The 14,138-nt window shown below is 71.8% G+C and carries 13 protein-coding genes and 2 pseudogenes; 4 read left to right on the forward strand and 11 right to left on the reverse strand.

Annotated features, from left to right (window positions below; all coding sequences use genetic code 11):
• Positions 1–47: 47 nt before the first annotated feature.
• On the forward strand, positions 48–860 hold the full coding sequence (locus IH68_RS0117415; RefSeq protein WP_030935958.1) for an SAM-dependent methyltransferase: 813 nt from the start codon (positions 48–50) through the stop codon (positions 858–860).
• Here IH68_RS0117415 and IH68_RS0117420 read toward each other — a convergent pair.
• From IH68_RS0117420 to IH68_RS0117460, 9 genes are all read right to left on the reverse strand, one after another.
• Positions 850–1,758, reverse strand: a complete 909-nt coding sequence (locus tag IH68_RS0117420) for an NAD(P)-dependent oxidoreductase (protein ID WP_234341403.1) — start codon at positions 1,756–1,758, stop codon at positions 850–852. The genes IH68_RS0117415 and IH68_RS0117420 overlap by 11 nt on opposite strands.
• Positions 1,755–2,444 carry an SDR family NAD(P)-dependent oxidoreductase gene (locus tag IH68_RS0117425; RefSeq protein WP_030935965.1) on the reverse strand — a complete coding sequence of 230 codons (690 nt, stop codon included), beginning with the start codon at positions 2,442–2,444 and terminating at the stop codon, positions 1,755–1,757. Before IH68_RS0117425 ends, IH68_RS0117420 begins: the two co-directional genes overlap by 4 nt.
• The gene (locus tag IH68_RS0117430) at positions 2,441–3,316 is read right to left on the reverse strand and encodes a cupin domain-containing protein (protein ID WP_030935968.1); all 876 of its coding nucleotides are present in this window, start codon (positions 3,314–3,316) and stop codon (positions 2,441–2,443) included. Before IH68_RS0117430 ends, IH68_RS0117425 begins: the two co-directional genes overlap by 4 nt.
• A complete protein-coding gene (locus IH68_RS0117435; RefSeq protein ID WP_030935971.1) occupies positions 3,313–4,680 on the reverse strand; it encodes an amidohydrolase family protein in 1,368 nt (455 codons plus the stop codon). Before IH68_RS0117435 ends, IH68_RS0117430 begins: the two co-directional genes overlap by 4 nt.
• A gap of 22 nt (positions 4,681–4,702) precedes the next feature.
• Positions 4,703–5,701: an alpha-ketoacid dehydrogenase subunit beta gene (locus IH68_RS0117440; protein ID WP_030935974.1), complete on the reverse strand. Its 999-nt coding sequence runs from the start codon at positions 5,699–5,701 to the stop codon at positions 4,703–4,705.
• Positions 5,689–6,669, reverse strand: a complete 981-nt coding sequence (locus tag IH68_RS0117445; protein ID WP_030935977.1) for a thiamine pyrophosphate-dependent dehydrogenase E1 component subunit alpha — start codon at positions 6,667–6,669, stop codon at positions 5,689–5,691. Before IH68_RS0117445 ends, IH68_RS0117440 begins: the two co-directional genes overlap by 13 nt.
• Complete coding sequence (locus IH68_RS0117450; RefSeq protein WP_030935981.1) at positions 6,669–8,003, reverse strand: M24 family metallopeptidase; 1,335 nt, start codon at positions 8,001–8,003, stop codon at positions 6,669–6,671. The genes IH68_RS0117445 and IH68_RS0117450 overlap by 1 nt, the downstream gene beginning before the upstream one ends.
• Positions 8,004–8,055: 52 nt before the next feature.
• Complete coding sequence (locus tag IH68_RS0117455) at positions 8,056–8,712, reverse strand: helix-turn-helix domain-containing protein (RefSeq protein ID WP_030935984.1); 657 nt, start codon at positions 8,710–8,712, stop codon at positions 8,056–8,058.
• 158 nt (positions 8,713–8,870) lie between these two features.
• Positions 8,871–10,052 carry a sensor histidine kinase gene (locus IH68_RS0117460; RefSeq protein ID WP_051833522.1) on the reverse strand — a complete coding sequence of 394 codons (1,182 nt, stop codon included), beginning with the start codon at positions 10,050–10,052 and terminating at the stop codon, positions 8,871–8,873.
• 96 nt (positions 10,053–10,148) lie between these two features.
• Between IH68_RS0117460 and IH68_RS0117465 the strand changes: the two genes are divergently transcribed.
• The 3 genes and pseudogenes from IH68_RS0117465 to IH68_RS57130 all read left to right on the forward strand — a co-directional run bounded on the left by IH68_RS0117465 (position 10,149) and on the right by IH68_RS57130 (position 11,700).
• A complete protein-coding gene (locus IH68_RS0117465) occupies positions 10,149–10,616 on the forward strand; it encodes a DUF4333 domain-containing protein (protein WP_324607675.1) in 468 nt (155 codons plus the stop codon).
• 28 nt (positions 10,617–10,644) lie between these two features.
• A pseudogene (locus IH68_RS57125) lies at positions 10,645–11,256 on the forward strand (ABC transporter ATP-binding protein); the annotation flags it as partial.
• A gap of 6 nt (positions 11,257–11,262) precedes the next feature.
• Complete coding sequence (locus tag IH68_RS57130; RefSeq protein WP_234341423.1) at positions 11,263–11,700, forward strand: response regulator transcription factor; 438 nt, start codon at positions 11,263–11,265, stop codon at positions 11,698–11,700.
• On the opposite strand, the gene IH68_RS0117475 is transcribed toward IH68_RS57130, so the two are convergent.
• The gene (locus tag IH68_RS0117475) at positions 11,697–12,587 is read right to left on the reverse strand and encodes a Cof-type HAD-IIB family hydrolase (protein ID WP_030935992.1); all 891 of its coding nucleotides are present in this window, start codon (positions 12,585–12,587) and stop codon (positions 11,697–11,699) included. The two genes, IH68_RS57130 and IH68_RS0117475, sit on opposite strands and share 4 nt — an antisense overlap.
• A gap of 79 nt (positions 12,588–12,666) precedes the next feature.
• A pseudogene (locus IH68_RS49865) lies at positions 12,667–14,072 on the reverse strand (cytochrome).
• Positions 14,073–14,138 lie beyond the last annotated feature (66 nt).

Here is a 14,138-nt window from a genome sequence, read left to right on the forward strand (position 1 = left end):
TGCTCGCACGCACGCCTTTTTGGGCCTGTCGAGCAGAGGAGCGTCACGTGACGGGGACCGAGCCGGCCGCACAGCGGATCGACACGACCAGGCCGCACCCGGCCCGCGTCTACGACTGGTTTCTCGGCGGCAAGGACAACTATCCCGTCGACGAGCAGCTGGGCCGGCAGATCGCGTCGATCCAGGGAGACGCGCCGCGGGCCGCGCGAGCCAATCGCCGGTTCATGCAGCGCGCCACGCGCAGGCTCGTGGAGGAGTCGGGAATCCGCCAGTTCCTCGACATCGGCACGGGCATTCCCACCGAGCCCAACCTGCACCAGATCGCCCAGCGTGTCGCACCGGACGCGCGCGTCGTCTACGTCGACAACGACCCGATCGTCCTCGCCCACGCGGGCGCACTGCTGCGCGGCACCCCGGAAGGCGTCACCGAGTATTTGCAGGCCGACGCCCGCGACCCCGCCGCGATCCTCGAACAGGCGGGCCGGATCCTCGACTTCGACCGCCCGATCGCCCTGTCCCTGATCGCCCTGCTGCACTTCATCGCCGACGAGGACGGCGCCTACGACCTGGTGAGCACCCTCGTCGACGCCCTCGCGCCAGGCAGCTGCCTGATCCTGTCCGCGATGACGGCCGACTTCGAGCCGGAGAACGTACGGCGGGGCATCGAGGCCTACGCGGCAGGCGGAGTGACCCTGGTGGCCCGCACACACGCCGAAATGGGCGGCTTCTTCAAGGGACTTGATCTGATCGAGCCGGGGATCGTGTCCGTGGTGGACTGGCATCCCGAGCTCGGCGTGGACGAGACACCGGACGGTGAGGGGCCCGTGTCGCTGTACGGGGGCGTCGGCGTCAAGGGCTGACTGAAGGCCGTCGGTCACCGCGGAGGAAGTCGGCCAGTGCACTCAGGTCCCGCTGGCCCAGGCCCTGTTCCACCGCTTCACCCACCAGCCGTCTGTTGGCGGCGGCCTGGTGCATGGGCGCACCCACGCGCTCGGCGAGCGCAAGGGCCAGGTCGAGGTCCTTGGCGACGAGTTCGAGGGTGAAGGCGACCGTGGCGCTCTCCGGGTGCAGATACGCGTCCTTCTTGTACTGCACGAACGGCGCCCCTGCGGCGCCGGCCGCGAACACCTCGTATGCCGACTCCCGGGACACTCCGGCCCGTTCGGCGAGGACGAGTGCCTCGGACAGGGCCTGGTTGAGGCCGAGAAGCAGGGAGTTGACGGCCAGCTTCATCGCCGCGCCGGTGCCGGCGGGACCGACATGGACGACGTGGGCGGCCAGGACGTCCAGCGCGGGGCGGGCTTGTTCGAGGGCCGACAGGTCCCCGCCCGCCATGACGGTGAGCCTGCCCTGTTCGACGAAGACGACGCTGCCGGAGACCGGGGCGTCCAGCAGGAGCGCGCCCGCCTTCTCGACCAGGGGTGCCAGGGCGGCAACCGTCTCGGGGGCGACGGTGCTGGTCTCCACGACCACCGCGCCGGCACGCAGCCCCGCGGCGATGCCGTCCTCCCCGCCGTACGCCTGCCGTACGGCCGTGTCGTCGGCGAGGGAGACGAGGACGACGTCTGCCACGGCGGCCGCCCGGCGGGGCGTGTCGGCGACCGCGGCCCCGGTCGCCTCGGCCTTGGCGCGCGTGCGGTTGTACGCCGTCACCGTGAAGCCGGCCTCGCGCAGCCGTACCGCCATGGCCGCGCCCATCCGGCCGGTGCCGATCACCGCGAGGTGCGGTCGCGCAGCGCTCGTCCCGGTGTCGCTCACCCCAGCAGCCACCCCCCGTCCACGCTCAACTCCACTGCGTTCACTGACCTGTTGCGCAGCAGGAAGTCCACCGAGTCCACCACGTCCGTCATGGTGGCGAGCCGTCCGGTCGGGGTCCTGGCGCGCAGGGCGGCCAGGACCTCCTCCGGCTTGGACTGCCAGTAGGGGCTGTCGCCCACGACTCCGGGGTGGACGGCGTTGACGCGGACCGGCGCGAGTTCGACCGCGAGGGTGTTCACCAGGCCGCGTACGCCCGCATTGACCGTGGCCACCGTGGTCGCGCCGGGGTAGGGGCGTTCCTTGGCCTGGCCGCCGAAGATGACGATCGCGCTGTCGTCGGTCATGCGCGGCCGCAGCACGTGCACGACCTCGGTGTAGCCGACGAGCTTGAGCGTGACGAGGCGCAGGGCTGCGGCGATGTCGTAGTCGGTTGCCCGGTTCTCGTCGCGGGAGACGCCCGCGAGGACCAGATGGTCGACGCGTTCGACGTCCGCCAGCGCCGCTGCGATCTCGTGCGGCCGGGACAGGTCGAGGGCGAGGCCTCGCGCGCCGATCTCCTTGGCGACGGCGTCGGCCCGGTCGGGGTCGCGGCCGGTGAGGATCACCTCGTCGCCCCGCTCGGCCCGGACCCGGGCGAACTCGCGGCCGATGCCCGACGTACCACCGACGACCAGGACGCTGCTCATGACTCCAGTGCCTCCCTCAGGTACTCCCAGTCCCGCGTGAACCGGTACGAGTGGCGCGGCGGTGGCTGCGGCGCCTGGGTCTCCAGCCAACGCAGCGGCCCCGTACCGGCGTTGGCGAAGCCGTGCACGCAACCGGCGCCCGCCCAGGCGCAGTCGCCGGGGCCGAGCCGGTGGCTTTCGCCGTCGAACACGGCGTCCGCCTCGCCTTCGAGGAAGTAGTAGGTCTCCTCGAAGGGGTGGTCGTGGGTGCCGGCGACGCCGTCGGGCGCGTACTGGACCATGAACATCGTCGAGGCGACCGCACCGAGGTCGCTGTCGACCATCATCTTGACGGTGATGCCGCTGTAGACGAGCAGCGCGGTGCGCATGCTCGCGGAGACGGCGAGGAGGTCCTGGGACTGCTTGCCCGGGTCCATCTGTGCGGGTTCGAAGTGGCCGAAGGAGCGGGTGCGCGGGTCGCGGACGTCGATGCGGGCGGGGTTCGTCGCCGGCAGGTCGCGCACGGCCTGGGTGTCGTACCCGTAGCGTGCCCGCGGGACCGGCGCCAGCATGTCCGCCCAGCGTGCGGGCGTGTCCCCGGTGCCGCGCCAGGCGTGCGGGACACCGGTCGGGAGGATGCCGTAGTCGCCCTCCTCCAGGAGGTACGAGCCGTCGGGCACGTCGAGGATCACGGTTCCGTCGAGGATGTGGAAGCTCTCCTCGTAGGAGTGCACATGCGCCGACACCGCGCCGCCCGGGCGCAGTTCGCAGAGGCCGAAGCCGGTGTGCACGCTGCCGTCGTCCTCACCGACCAGGGTGCGGCGCCGGTAGCCGTGTGCGTCGTACGGCGGCTCGGCCGCGTCGGCGGCCCGCCGCACCAGATGCCGGGTCATGCGGTCGGCTTCGCCTCCTTCGCCTTCGCTTCCTTCGCCGCGAGGAGCCGGTCGCGGGACTCCTCGACGAGTTGCCGGGCCCGTGCGACGTCGGCCGTCAGCCTGCCCTCGCGCTTGCGGATCACGCCGTCGACGATGACCGTCTCGACGTTGGAGACGTCCGCGCACAGCGTGACCGCGGACGCCGCGTCGTGCACCGGCGCGATGTTGAGAGCGGTCGCGTCGAGGGCGACGACGTCGGCGCGCTTGCCGGGGGTCAGGGAACCGGTGCGGTGCTCCAGTCTCGCGACGTGCGCGCCGTTGCTCGTCGCGATCTCCAGCATCTGACGGGCCGTCAACATGGTCTTCGGCACGGGCATGTTGGCCTGCCAGCAGTCCGCGTTGAGCCGGCCGCGCTCGGCGCCGAAGGCCGCGCGGATCTGGGTGAACATGTCGCCGGGCACGGTGGTGACGACGTCGATGCTCAGGGACGGCCGGAGTCCGTGCTCGATCGCCGCCATCACGGGCGGCCAGCCGTGCCCCATCTGGATCTCCACCTGCGGCGCGACCGAGACCGTACCGCCGCTGTCGGCGACCATCTGCCACTCGTCCTCGTGGAGGTAGCAGCAGTGGATGTAGGTGGTGTCCGGGCCGAGGAGCCCGAGGTCGTTGAGCTGTTTCACCATGCCGAAGCGGCCGGCCAGCCGCCCCATCGCCACATGCACGGTGATGGGGATGTCCAGTTCGCGGGCGAGGGCCCATTCGGAGGTGACGACGTCGTTGACGCAGAATCCGGGGCCGCGAGTGGCCAGCGCCATGGTCAGCAGGCCGTCATCGGAGGAGAAGTACTTGGCGCGGATACGCCGGACGTCGTCGCCCGGGATCGCGATCTTGCTCTCGAACCAGTAGTCCGCGAGGGAGGTGTTGGCGCTGCCGTAGGCGTACTGGGCGCGGATGCCGGTCTCCGTGAGCGCCTGGACCGCGGCGTCCGGGTGCTCGGGCGTGTTGTTGATGTGGGACCAGTCGACGAGGGTGGTGATGCCGGCGTTGAGGCACTCCAGGGCGCCGGCGAGGTTGGCCGCGTACACGTCCTCGGGCGTGTACAGCGGGGCGAAGGTGTCCAGGATGTCGACGAAGTAGTCGTCCAGGGTGGCGTCGGGGGCGACGCCACGGATCGAGGCCTCCCAGGTGTGGCGGTGGGTGTCGACGAAGCCGGGGATCACGATGCGGCCGCTCATGTCGAGGACCTCGGCATCGGCGCTGATCTCCGGTTGCACCGCCGCGATCCGGCCGTCCTCGATGAGGACGTCACCCTTCGGCAGATCCCCGACGGAGGGATCCATCGAGAGCACGTGCCCCGCGCGAAGCAGTATCCGATCGGTCATCGCGCTTCCTCCTCAGGGGTGTTCAGTACGTTGCGAGATTCCGCACCGCCGCCACGACCTTGTCCACGGTGGGAATGACCTGCTCCTCCAGCACGTCGGCGAACGGCAGCGGCACGCACTCCCCCGCCACCCGGCGCACCGGCGCGTCCAGCAGTCCGAAGCCCTCGTCGGCGACGACCGAGACGAGGGTGGCGCCCCAGCCGCCCTGGTAGGGGTTCTCCTCCACGGTCACCAGCCGTGAGGTCCTGTCGAGGGAGGCGAGGACGGTGGCGACGTCGAGCGGGACGAGACAGCGCAGGTCGACGACCTCGGCCTCGATGCCCTCTGCGGACAGCTGCGCGGCGGCCTGCAGCGCCACCGGGACCATGGCGGCGAGCGCGACCAGGGTCACGTCGGCGCCTTCGCGCACCACGGCCGCCCGCCCCAGCTCGACCATGTGATCCGGTGGCGCGGGCGCGCCCTTGCTCGCCAGCAGCCCCTTGTGCTCGAAGAAGACCACGGGATCGTCGCTCCGAATGGCCGCCGCCATCATGCCGATGACGTCGGCGGGCGTGGCGGGGGCCGCGATCTTCAGCCCCGGGACGGTCAGTGCCCAGTTCTCGGTGGCCTGCGAGTGCTGCGCGCCGAAGCCGAGACCGCCGCCGTTGGCGGTGCGCACCACGAGCGGCACGGTGACCTGACCGCCCGTCATGTACCGCACCTTCGGTATCTCGTTGGCGAGGTAGTCCCAGCAGCAGGCCAGGAAGTCGGAGAACATGATCTCGGCGACCGGCCGCATCCCGGTCATCGCGGCGCCCATCGCCGCGCCCACGATGGCCTGTTCGGAGATGGGCGTGTCCCACACCCGCTCGGGCCCGAACTCCTTGAACAGCCCGGCGGTCGTCTTGAACACCCCGCCGGCCTCGCCGATGTCCTCGCCGAGGCAGACGACGGCCGGGTCGCGGCGCATCTCCCGCGCGATGCCCTCGGCGACCGCCTCGCGGTAGGTGATGACGTCACGGTCCGCGCTCATGTCCGCCATGCCGCACCTCCGTCCGCCCATACGTCGGTCAGCGCCTCGCCCGGATCGGGCGGCGGCGCGTTCTTGGCCGCCTCGACGGCTTTCTCCACGACGTCACGGGCGCGCTCGTCGGCCGCGGTGATCGTCGCCTCGTCCACCCCCAGCTCGACGAGGCGTCCGCGGGCGAGGTCCAACGGGTCGTGCTTGAGCCAGCGTTCGACCTCCTCGGCCGGGCGGTAGGTGGCCGGGTCGGCGCGGCTGTGCCCGAAGTGGCGGTAGGTCTCGGCCTCCAGCAGAGCGGGCCCGTCTCCTGCCCGGGCCCGCTCGGCGAGGCGGGCCACCGCCTCCTGCACGGCGAGGACGTCGTTGCCGTCGACGACCTCGCCGGGGATGCCGTACGCGGGCGCCCGGTCGGCTGCCGGGCGGGCGACCGCCGTGACGTCGGCGATCGGCGTGTACTCCATGTACAGGTTGTTCTCGCAGACGAACAGCACCGGCAGCTTCCATACGGCGGCCAGGTTGAGCGCCTCGTGGAAGGCGCCGATGTTGGTGGCGCCGTCACCGAAGAAGGCGACCGCGAGCTGCCCGGTGCCACGCAGCCGTGCCGACCAGGCCGCCCCCACCGCCATCGGCAGGTGGGCGCCGACGATGGCGTACGAGCCGAGCATGAACGCGTCCGCCTTTGTGAGGTGCATGGAGCCGCCCTTGGCCCTGCACAATCCCGTAGCCCTTTGCATGAGTTCGGCGAGGCACTCCTCGGGGGTGGCCCCGCGGGCCATCGCGTGGTGGTGGCCGCGATAGGTGGCGAAGACGAAGTCGTCGGGGCGCAGGGCGGCGCTCGCGCCGACGGCGATCGCCTCGTGCCCGGCGGCGAGGTGGGTGGTGCCCTTGACCAGGCCGGAGAGGAACAGGTCGTGGGCGGCCTTCTCCGTACGGCGGATGACGGCCATCTGCTCGTACAGGGCGAGGAGTTCGTCGCGGTCGGCCATCAAGTACCCCCGTTGGTACGGGAGTTGAGGTGGGACTGTGCCTCACGGCGGGTGTTGAGCTCGCCGCCGACCGTCCAGTACTTGCGGCCCGCGACCAGCAGTTCCTCGGCGGGGAACTTGGTGATGACCTCGCAGCCGTCGGCGGTGACGACCAGCTCCTCCTCGATCCGGGCCGCGGACCAGCCGTCGGCGGCCGGCCAGTAGGTCTCCAGGGCGAACACCATGCCCTCTTCGAGGACTTCGGGGTGGTCGAGGGAGACCAGACGGCTGAAGATGGGTTTCTCCCAGATCGACAGGCCCACCCCGTGGCCGTACTGCAGGGCGAAGGCGGCGGTCTCGTCGGCGAAGCCGAACTCCTCGGCGCGGGGCCAGACCTGGACGATGTCGGCGGTGGTGGCGCCGGGCCGGACCAGGGCGATGGCCTCGTCCATGTACTCGCGGCAGCGGACGTAGGCGTCCCGTTGGGCGCGGGAGGCGCTGCCGACGGCGAAGGTGCGGTAGTAGCAGGTGCGGTAGCCGAGGTGGCTGTGCAGGATGTCGAAGAAGGCGGGGTCGCCGGGGCGGATCAGGCGGTCGCTGTAGACGTGCGGGTGGGGTGAACAGCGTTCGCCGGAGATGGCGTTGACGCCTTCGACGTACTCGCTGCCGAGGTCGTAGAGGACCTTGCTGACGAGGCCGACGCACTCGTTCTCGCGCACGCCGGGGCGCAGGTGGCCGTACAGCTCCTCGTAGGCCGCGTCGACCATCGCGCAGGCCTGGGTGAGCAGGGAGATCTCGTCGCGGGTCTTGGTGCGGCGGGCCTCCAGGAAGACCTGCTGGCCGTCGACGACGTCGATGCCCTCGGCGCGCAGGGCGGCGAGGACCGGCATTTCGGCGACGTCGATGCCGAGCGGCTCGTTCGCGAGGCCGTGCTCGCGCAGCTCGGTGGCGATCTTGGCGGCGACGTCCTCGGCGATGCCCGCCTGCGGGTGGAAGGCGCCGCGCAGGGTGGAGATGCCGGCGCGGGCGCCGGTGGGCGGGCCCTCCTTGCCGTCGCTGTAGTCCAGCCACGGGTTGTACAGCTGGTGGTGGCGGGCCGCGGAGCCGAAGTCCCAGACGACCGGTTCGCCGCCGCGCACCAGCAGGGCGAAGCGGATCAGCTTGTCCATCGCCCAGGTACCGATGTGCGTGGCGGTCATGTAGCGGATGTTGGCGAAGTCGAAGCTGAGCACCGCGCCCAGGGAGGAGCGGTTCAGGGTCTCGTTGAGCCTGGCCAGGCGCTGTCTGCGCAGCCGGTCCAGGTCGATGCGCTCTTCCCAGTCGACGGCGTTGGGTCCATATGTGCGGATCGCCATGGCGACCACCCCCACTCCGGAGTGAACGACCATGCCGGGCAGGTGTCAAGTGCTACTGAACGCTCTGGCTGAACACGAACCAGACCCCGACGGCCGGTTCAGCTCCATCATTGCGGTAGCGGTGCGGGGTCGTCGACTCGAAGCAGACGGCGTCGCCGGGGCGGAGGGTGTACTCGTCGAAGCCGAGGGTGAGGACCAGCTCGCCCGAGGTCAGACAGCCGTACTCGGTGCCGGTGTGCCGCATCAGACCGCCGGAGCTGGACGAGGAGCCGCCGGGCCGGTAGGTCACCAGCAGGAAGTCCACGTCGGTGCCCGGAACATGCCCGAGCCGCTCCCACACGACCCCCGAGTCCAGCTCCAGCTGCTCCCGCTCCCCCGGTGTGACCAGCGGTCCGATGCGCCGGCCGGGGTCGGCGGCGAAGGCCGCCAGAGCATGCAGGACGGTTGCGGGGGCGGCGGCCGCGGCCACGACCGGCGAAGCGGCGGCCTCGTCCTCGTAGGCGTCGAAGAGCGACTCCACGGAGATCGACAGTGCGGTGGTGATCGCGTACAGCGTGCTCACCGACGGCTGGCTCTTGCCGGTCTCGATCTGGGAGACCAGGCTCGCGGAGACGCCGATCTCCCGGGCGAGGGCGCGCAGGCTCACGCCTTTGGCGACGCGCGCCTGCCGGATGCGGGCGCCCACCGGCGGCACGGGGGCAGGGGTCACTGGCGTTCTCCTCTCGCCTCTCGGCGCGGGTGTGTGCAGCTCCATTGAACAGCGAGCAGCGGCCGCGGGGCTACGTCTGGCCGTCGATCGTCTGCCTGTACGTCGTGGCTGGTCGCGCCCCGCGGCGGAGCCGCAAATGGATGCAGCCCCGCGCCCCTTCAGGGCGCGGCCGAACCGCGGGCTGCTTGGAACACCGCCCGTACTTCCCACCCGACCCCTGCCCGAGGCCCCGCGTGCAGTTCGCCGCCGAGGGCGGTCACCCGCTCCTTGAGGCCAACCAGGCCGAAGCCGCCGCCGTGGGCCGCGGCGGGGAGTTGGGTGCCGCCGCGGCCGTCGTCCGTGACCGAGACGCAGAGGTGGCCGGCGTCGTAGCGCACCTGGACGGTGATCTCGGCGGCGTCGGCCGCGTGGCGCCGCACGTTCGTCAGTGCCTCCTGGACGACCCGGAAGGCTGCCGCCTGAACCTCGTGCGGGAGGTCGTCGGGGACGGCGGGGTCGTGGTGCAGGGTGGCCTTCTGGATGGGGCTCGCGAAGCCTTCCGTCAGGCCGGCGATGCCCGCCAGGTCGCCCACCGGGCGGCGGTCGGCCTCCTCCCCGGTGTCGCGCAGCACGCCGACCGTGCGCCGCATCGAGGCGAGCGCCTCGGTCGCGGCGCGCTCGATGCCCGCCAGGACGGGATCCAGTTCCCGCGGCCGGGTGTCCGCCATCATGCGGGCCACCTGGGTCTGCACCAGGATGCCGGTGACGTGGTGGGCGACGAAGTCGTGCAGGTCGGCGGCGATCGCCACCCGCTCCTCTCGGCGGGTGTCGGCCACGGCGACCGTACGGCGGTAGTCGAGGGAACGAAGGTAGGCGGCGAGCCCCGCGACAAGACCGGCGAGGGCCAGGCCCACCACCATGAAGCCGAGGGCTTCGCCGCCCTCCGTGCCGCCCAGGGAGTGGGAGTAGCGGACCGGTGTGGCCAGCAGGACGACCAGGTCCAGCAGGCCGCACACCACGGCCGAGCGCGGCGGGCAGTCCCGTACGGCGATGAACAGCAGACACAGCAGGATCGCCGTCTCACCCGGGCCGAACAGGTCCGCCCGGCCGGACACCAGGGCGCCCACCGTGTAGAGCGCGGACAGCAGCGCGGGCACGGCGGTGCGCAGTTGCGGGGTGAGCCAGGCGGGGCGGCGCCGGGGCGGCCACAGGACGGCGGCCAGTCCGACCAGGAGCAGTACGACCGTCGGCCATACGCTCTGGCCCGCGTTGCCCGCTCCCGCGATGTCGGCGAGCGACGCCGCGAGCAGGAAGCCGACGCCGAATCCCTGGGCGCAGCCCCGGCCGGAGATGGAGGTCATGCGGCTCACCGTAGGCGAGGGTCTGCGGCGCCCGGATCGGCCGAATGGTCGAGGCCCCGCCGCCCGACCATGGCCGTATGACCGAGGCGCGCGCACATGCCCGCGGGCGAGGGTGAAGGCACCTCGTCGGAGGTCACCTCGTCAGCGAGCCACCTCGTCGGCGGTTTCCTCCCCAACCATCAGGAGTACGTGATGCAGCTCGGCAAGTTCCTCGTCGGCGCCGTCGGTGGGGCGACCGCCGTGGTCGCTCTGGGCGGTCTGGGCACCTATCTGCTCTCCGGGACCGAGTCGACGACCCACCTGGACGAGTACACCACCGCGCAGGTCGACGGGCACAAGGCGCTGGCCGCCAACATCGTCGCGGGCCGCACCGAGGGCAAGTACCACCCGCTGCCGTGGGTCGGCAAGGACGTCTCCGGCGTCACCTGCCCGACCGGACTCAAGGCCGTCGCGGGGGCCTCCGTCACGTGCACCGGCAAGACCGGCGGCGGCAAGAGCGTCGACATCCGCGTCTCCGTGGTCAAGGCCACGAGTAAGTCCGTGACCTGGAAGTTCGAGCGCTGAGAAGAACCGGCGACCTGGGGAGACCATCGTGAACACCGTTCTGGCCGGACCCGGCCTGACCAAGAAGTACGGCTCGACCGCCGCCCTGGACGGCGTCGACGTGGAGGTCCGCGAGCGGGACTCGCTGGCCATCATGGGTCCCTCCGGATCCGGCAAGTCGACCCTGCTCCACACCCTCGCCGGGATCATCCGCCCCGACGGCGGCACCGTCCTGCTGCGCGGGCAGGCCATCGACGGCCTGAGCGAGAACAAGCTCAGTGCCCTGCGCCGTAAGCGCTTCGGCTTCGTCTTCCAGTTCGGCCAGCTGCTGCCGGAGCTGCCCGCCGAGGAGAACGTCGCGCTGCCGCTGATGCTGGAGGGCATGCCCCGCCGGCAGGCGGTCCGGCAGGCCCGCCGCTGGTTCGCACCGCTCGGCCTCGACGGCCTGGAGCAGCGCCGGCCCGGTCAGCTCTCCGGCGGGCAGGCCCAGCGGGTCGCCATCGCCCGCGCCCTGGTCGTCGAACCGGACGTGGTCTTCGCCGACGAACCGACGGGCGCCCTCGACCAGGCCACCAGCACCGAGGTCGTGCGCCTGCTCACCTCCGTCGCCCGGGAGCAGGGCGCCGCCCTGGTCATGGTCACGCACGACGCGGACGTCGCCGACCCGATGCGGGTGGTCGTGGTCACCACCTTCGACCTCGACGAGTACGTGTACGGTGCGCTGCGCGGCGGCGCCTGCGGGTTCCTGCTGAAGGACTCCGGGCCGACGCTGCTGGCGGAGGCGGTGCGCGCCGCGGCGGCCGGTGACTCACTGGTCTCCCCGTCGGTCACGGTCCGTCTGCTCAAACACGTCACCGCCGACCCGAAGACGGATGTCCGCGCGCGGACCGCACCGCCGACCGAGTCCCTCACCGACCGCGAGCTGGACGTGGTCCGTCTGGTCGCCCTCGGCCGCACCAACGCCGAGATCGCCGCCGAGCTCTATGTCTCCCTCTCCACGGTCAAGACCCACCTCTCCAGCGTCCAGCTCAAGCTGGACGCCCGGAACCGGGTCGAGATCGCGGCCTGGGCGTGGCAGAACGGGTATGCGCAGCCGAGTACCTAGAGGTGCAGCACGCGCGCGACGGTGCGCAGCACTCCGTTGTCGTTGTTGGACGGGGCCAGGTGGCGGGCCCGTGCGATGACGTCCGGGTGGCTGTTGGCCATGGCGAAGGACCAATCGGCGGCGTCGAGCATCTCCAGGTCGTTGAGGTAGTCGCCGAAGACCATGGTCTGGGCTGGTGTGATGCCCAGTTCGCGCTGGAGGCGGCGCAGGGCGGCGCCCTTGTTGGCGGTGCGGTTCATGACGTCGACCCAGTGCTCGCCGGAGACCACGACCATGGGGGTCCCCCCGCTCGAGCGAAGTCGAGAGTGGGGGAGGGTGGCGGTGAAGGACTCCAGCGCGGGCGCGGTGGTGTGCGCGGCGGAGCCGAAGTCGAAGAGGGCGACCTTGATGACGTCGTCGTCGAGCGCGGTGGCGTCCTCGACGACGCGGTGCTCGACGTAGTACTTGCGTACCTCTGCCAGGAACGCCTCGTCACTGCGCTCGACGTAGGCGGAGCGCTTGCCGCAGACGACGGCGCCCACGTCCACGCCTTCGGCGGTCAGCCGCCGTACGGCCTGCACGACGCGGGCCGCGACACCGGGCTCCAGCGGGTCCGAGCTGAGCTCCACGCCGTCGCGCACCACGTACGTGCCGTTCTCCGCGATGAACACCATGCCCTCGGCGACCGCGGCGAACTCCCGTGCCAGCGTGGCGTACTGCCGTCCGCTCGCCGGGCTGAACAGCACCCCGCGGCGGCGCAGTTCGGCCAGCGTCTCCCACAGCCCCGGCGGGATCCGCTTGGCGTCGTCCAGCAGCGTGCCGTCCATGTCGGTGACGACGAGGCGTATGTCGGCGGGGCCGGTGGGCGGGCCGGAGGCGGTGAGGAGCGGCGAGGCGGCGGAGGACATGACCTGCTTCCGGTGGGGCGCGACGGGGCGCGGGCTGGCTTACGGCGGTCCCGTCACCCTACGCGAGCTGCGCGGACGCTCAGCTTCCGGACCGGATCAGGCCCGCCAGGTAGCGCCACAACGACGAGCGCCGCTTGGCGGCCTGGTCCGGTACGGCGGGTGCATCGGGTACGTCCGCTGCAGGCGCCGGCGGGAGGGGCAGCGGCGGCCCGGACAGTTCGTAGCGCACCGGCAACGAGCGCAGCCCCGCATGAACGGCGAGGAACGCCACGGCAGTTGGTCGACGGGGAGGGCGAGCTCCAGGTGCCCGAACCGTTCGAAGACACGGCTCACGCCCGCTGCCGCGATCGTCGAGGCCAGCTCGCGGGCCGGGCACTGGCGGGGGCCCGCGCCCCACGAGAGGTGGGCGCGGCTGCTGATGCCGGCGCCGGGTGCCATCTGGCCGGCGAAGAGGGGGTCGGCGTGCGCGGCGGCGGAGGAGACCCACACGGGGTCGCCGGTGCGGATGGTGTAGTTGCCGAGCCGGGTGTCCGCGGCGGCGAACCTCGGCACGAAGTTGACCAGCGGCGGTTTGCGCATGACCACCCGGTTCATGGTCTCGCGCACCATGCCCGCGGACAGGGTGGTGCGGACCCCGCCGTCGCTGTCTCCTGCGATCACCTCGACGACCGTGTTGGAGATGAGGATGCCGACGTGGTCGGAGGTCATGCCGAGCAGCATGAACAGCTCGCGGGCCAGCGCGTCGACGGACAGGTCCGGGTGGGCGGCCAGCAGCTGGGAGGGGAAGTCGTCGCCCGGCTTCTCGATCTTGGCGGCGGCGAGTTCGGTGAGCGTGACCAGCAGGCGTTCCAGGGCGGGTTCGGCGTCCGGGCCGGCGTCCAGCACCCGCCACATGTCCATCAGGGCGTCGTCGCCCTGCGAGCCGGGGAAGCCGAGCAGATGGCTCGCCGCCATCAGCGGGAGCGGGCGGGAGAACTGCGCCGAGAGGTCGGCCATGCCCGTGGCGCCCCCCTGGGCGAGCAGGCTGATCAGCTCGTCGGCGTAGCCGGTGACGGCCGCCTTGAGCCGCTTGGCCTGCGGGTTGTGGGGGTCCTGGAAGGGGCGCAGGGCGGTGTCCCAGGCGCCGCGCAGCGTGCGGTGGCCGGGGCCGCCCTGGATCAGTACGTGGTTGACCTCGAGGGAGGGGCCGAGCGGCCAGTCGGCGGGCACGCGGCCTTCCGTGCGGGCCCGCCAGTTCTCCAGGCCCTTGGGCCACCCGGAGTCGTCCTGGAGCATCTGCAGCGACTCGCGGTAGCCGAGCACGAGCCAGGCGGGCACTCCCAGCAGGTCGACCGGCGCGACCGGGCCGTGGCGCTCCCGCAGCCGCTCGTAGACGAGCGCGGGGCGGGTCTCGTAGTCCCGGGTGAGCAGGGGTTCCGGAGCCAGGTCCTCCAGCCGCGTGCCGCGCCGCTCCGCGCTGCTCTCGTCGACCAGGTGGAACTCCATGCCTCCGCCGCCCCCTTCGACACCGCCCGTGACAGTCCGCGGCGTGCGGGTACGCGCGGATCCCGG

This window comes from Streptomyces sp. NRRL S-646 (genome assembly GCF_000720765.1).
Classification (GTDB): domain Bacteria; phylum Actinomycetota; class Actinomycetes; order Streptomycetales; family Streptomycetaceae; genus Streptomyces.

Excerpts from the sequence above, each read along its gene's own strand:
- IH68_RS0117425 (WP_030935965.1), bottom strand. The coding sequence starts at position 2,444 with ATGAGCAGCGTCCTGGTCGTCGGTGGTACGTCGGGCATCGGCCGCGAG.
- IH68_RS0117430 (WP_030935968.1), bottom strand. The coding sequence starts at position 3,316 with ATGACCCGGCATCTGGTGCGGCGGGCCGCCGACGCGGCCGAGCCGCCG.
- IH68_RS0117435 (WP_030935971.1), bottom strand. The coding sequence starts at position 4,680 with ATGACCGATCGGATACTGCTTCGCGCGGGGCACGTGCTCTCGATGGAT.
- IH68_RS0117440 (WP_030935974.1), bottom strand. The coding sequence starts at position 5,701 with ATGGCGGACATGAGCGCGGACCGTGACGTCATCACCTACCGCGAGGCG.
- IH68_RS0117445 (WP_030935977.1), bottom strand. The coding sequence starts at position 6,669 with ATGGCCGACCGCGACGAACTCCTCGCCCTGTACGAGCAGATGGCCGTC.
- IH68_RS0117450 (WP_030935981.1), bottom strand. The coding sequence starts at position 8,003 with ATGGCGATCCGCACATATGGACCCAACGCCGTCGACTGGGAAGAGCGC.
- IH68_RS0117460 (WP_051833522.1), bottom strand. The coding sequence starts at position 10,052 with ATGACCTCCATCTCCGGCCGGGGCTGCGCCCAGGGATTCGGCGTCGGC.
- IH68_RS0117465 (WP_324607675.1), top strand. The coding sequence starts at position 10,149 with ATGCCCGCGGGCGAGGGTGAAGGCACCTCGTCGGAGGTCACCTCGTCA.
- IH68_RS57130 (WP_234341423.1), top strand. The coding sequence starts at position 11,263 with ATGCGGGTGGTCGTGGTCACCACCTTCGACCTCGACGAGTACGTGTAC.
- IH68_RS0117475 (WP_030935992.1), bottom strand. The coding sequence starts at position 12,587 with ATGTCCTCCGCCGCCTCGCCGCTCCTCACCGCCTCCGGCCCGCCCACC.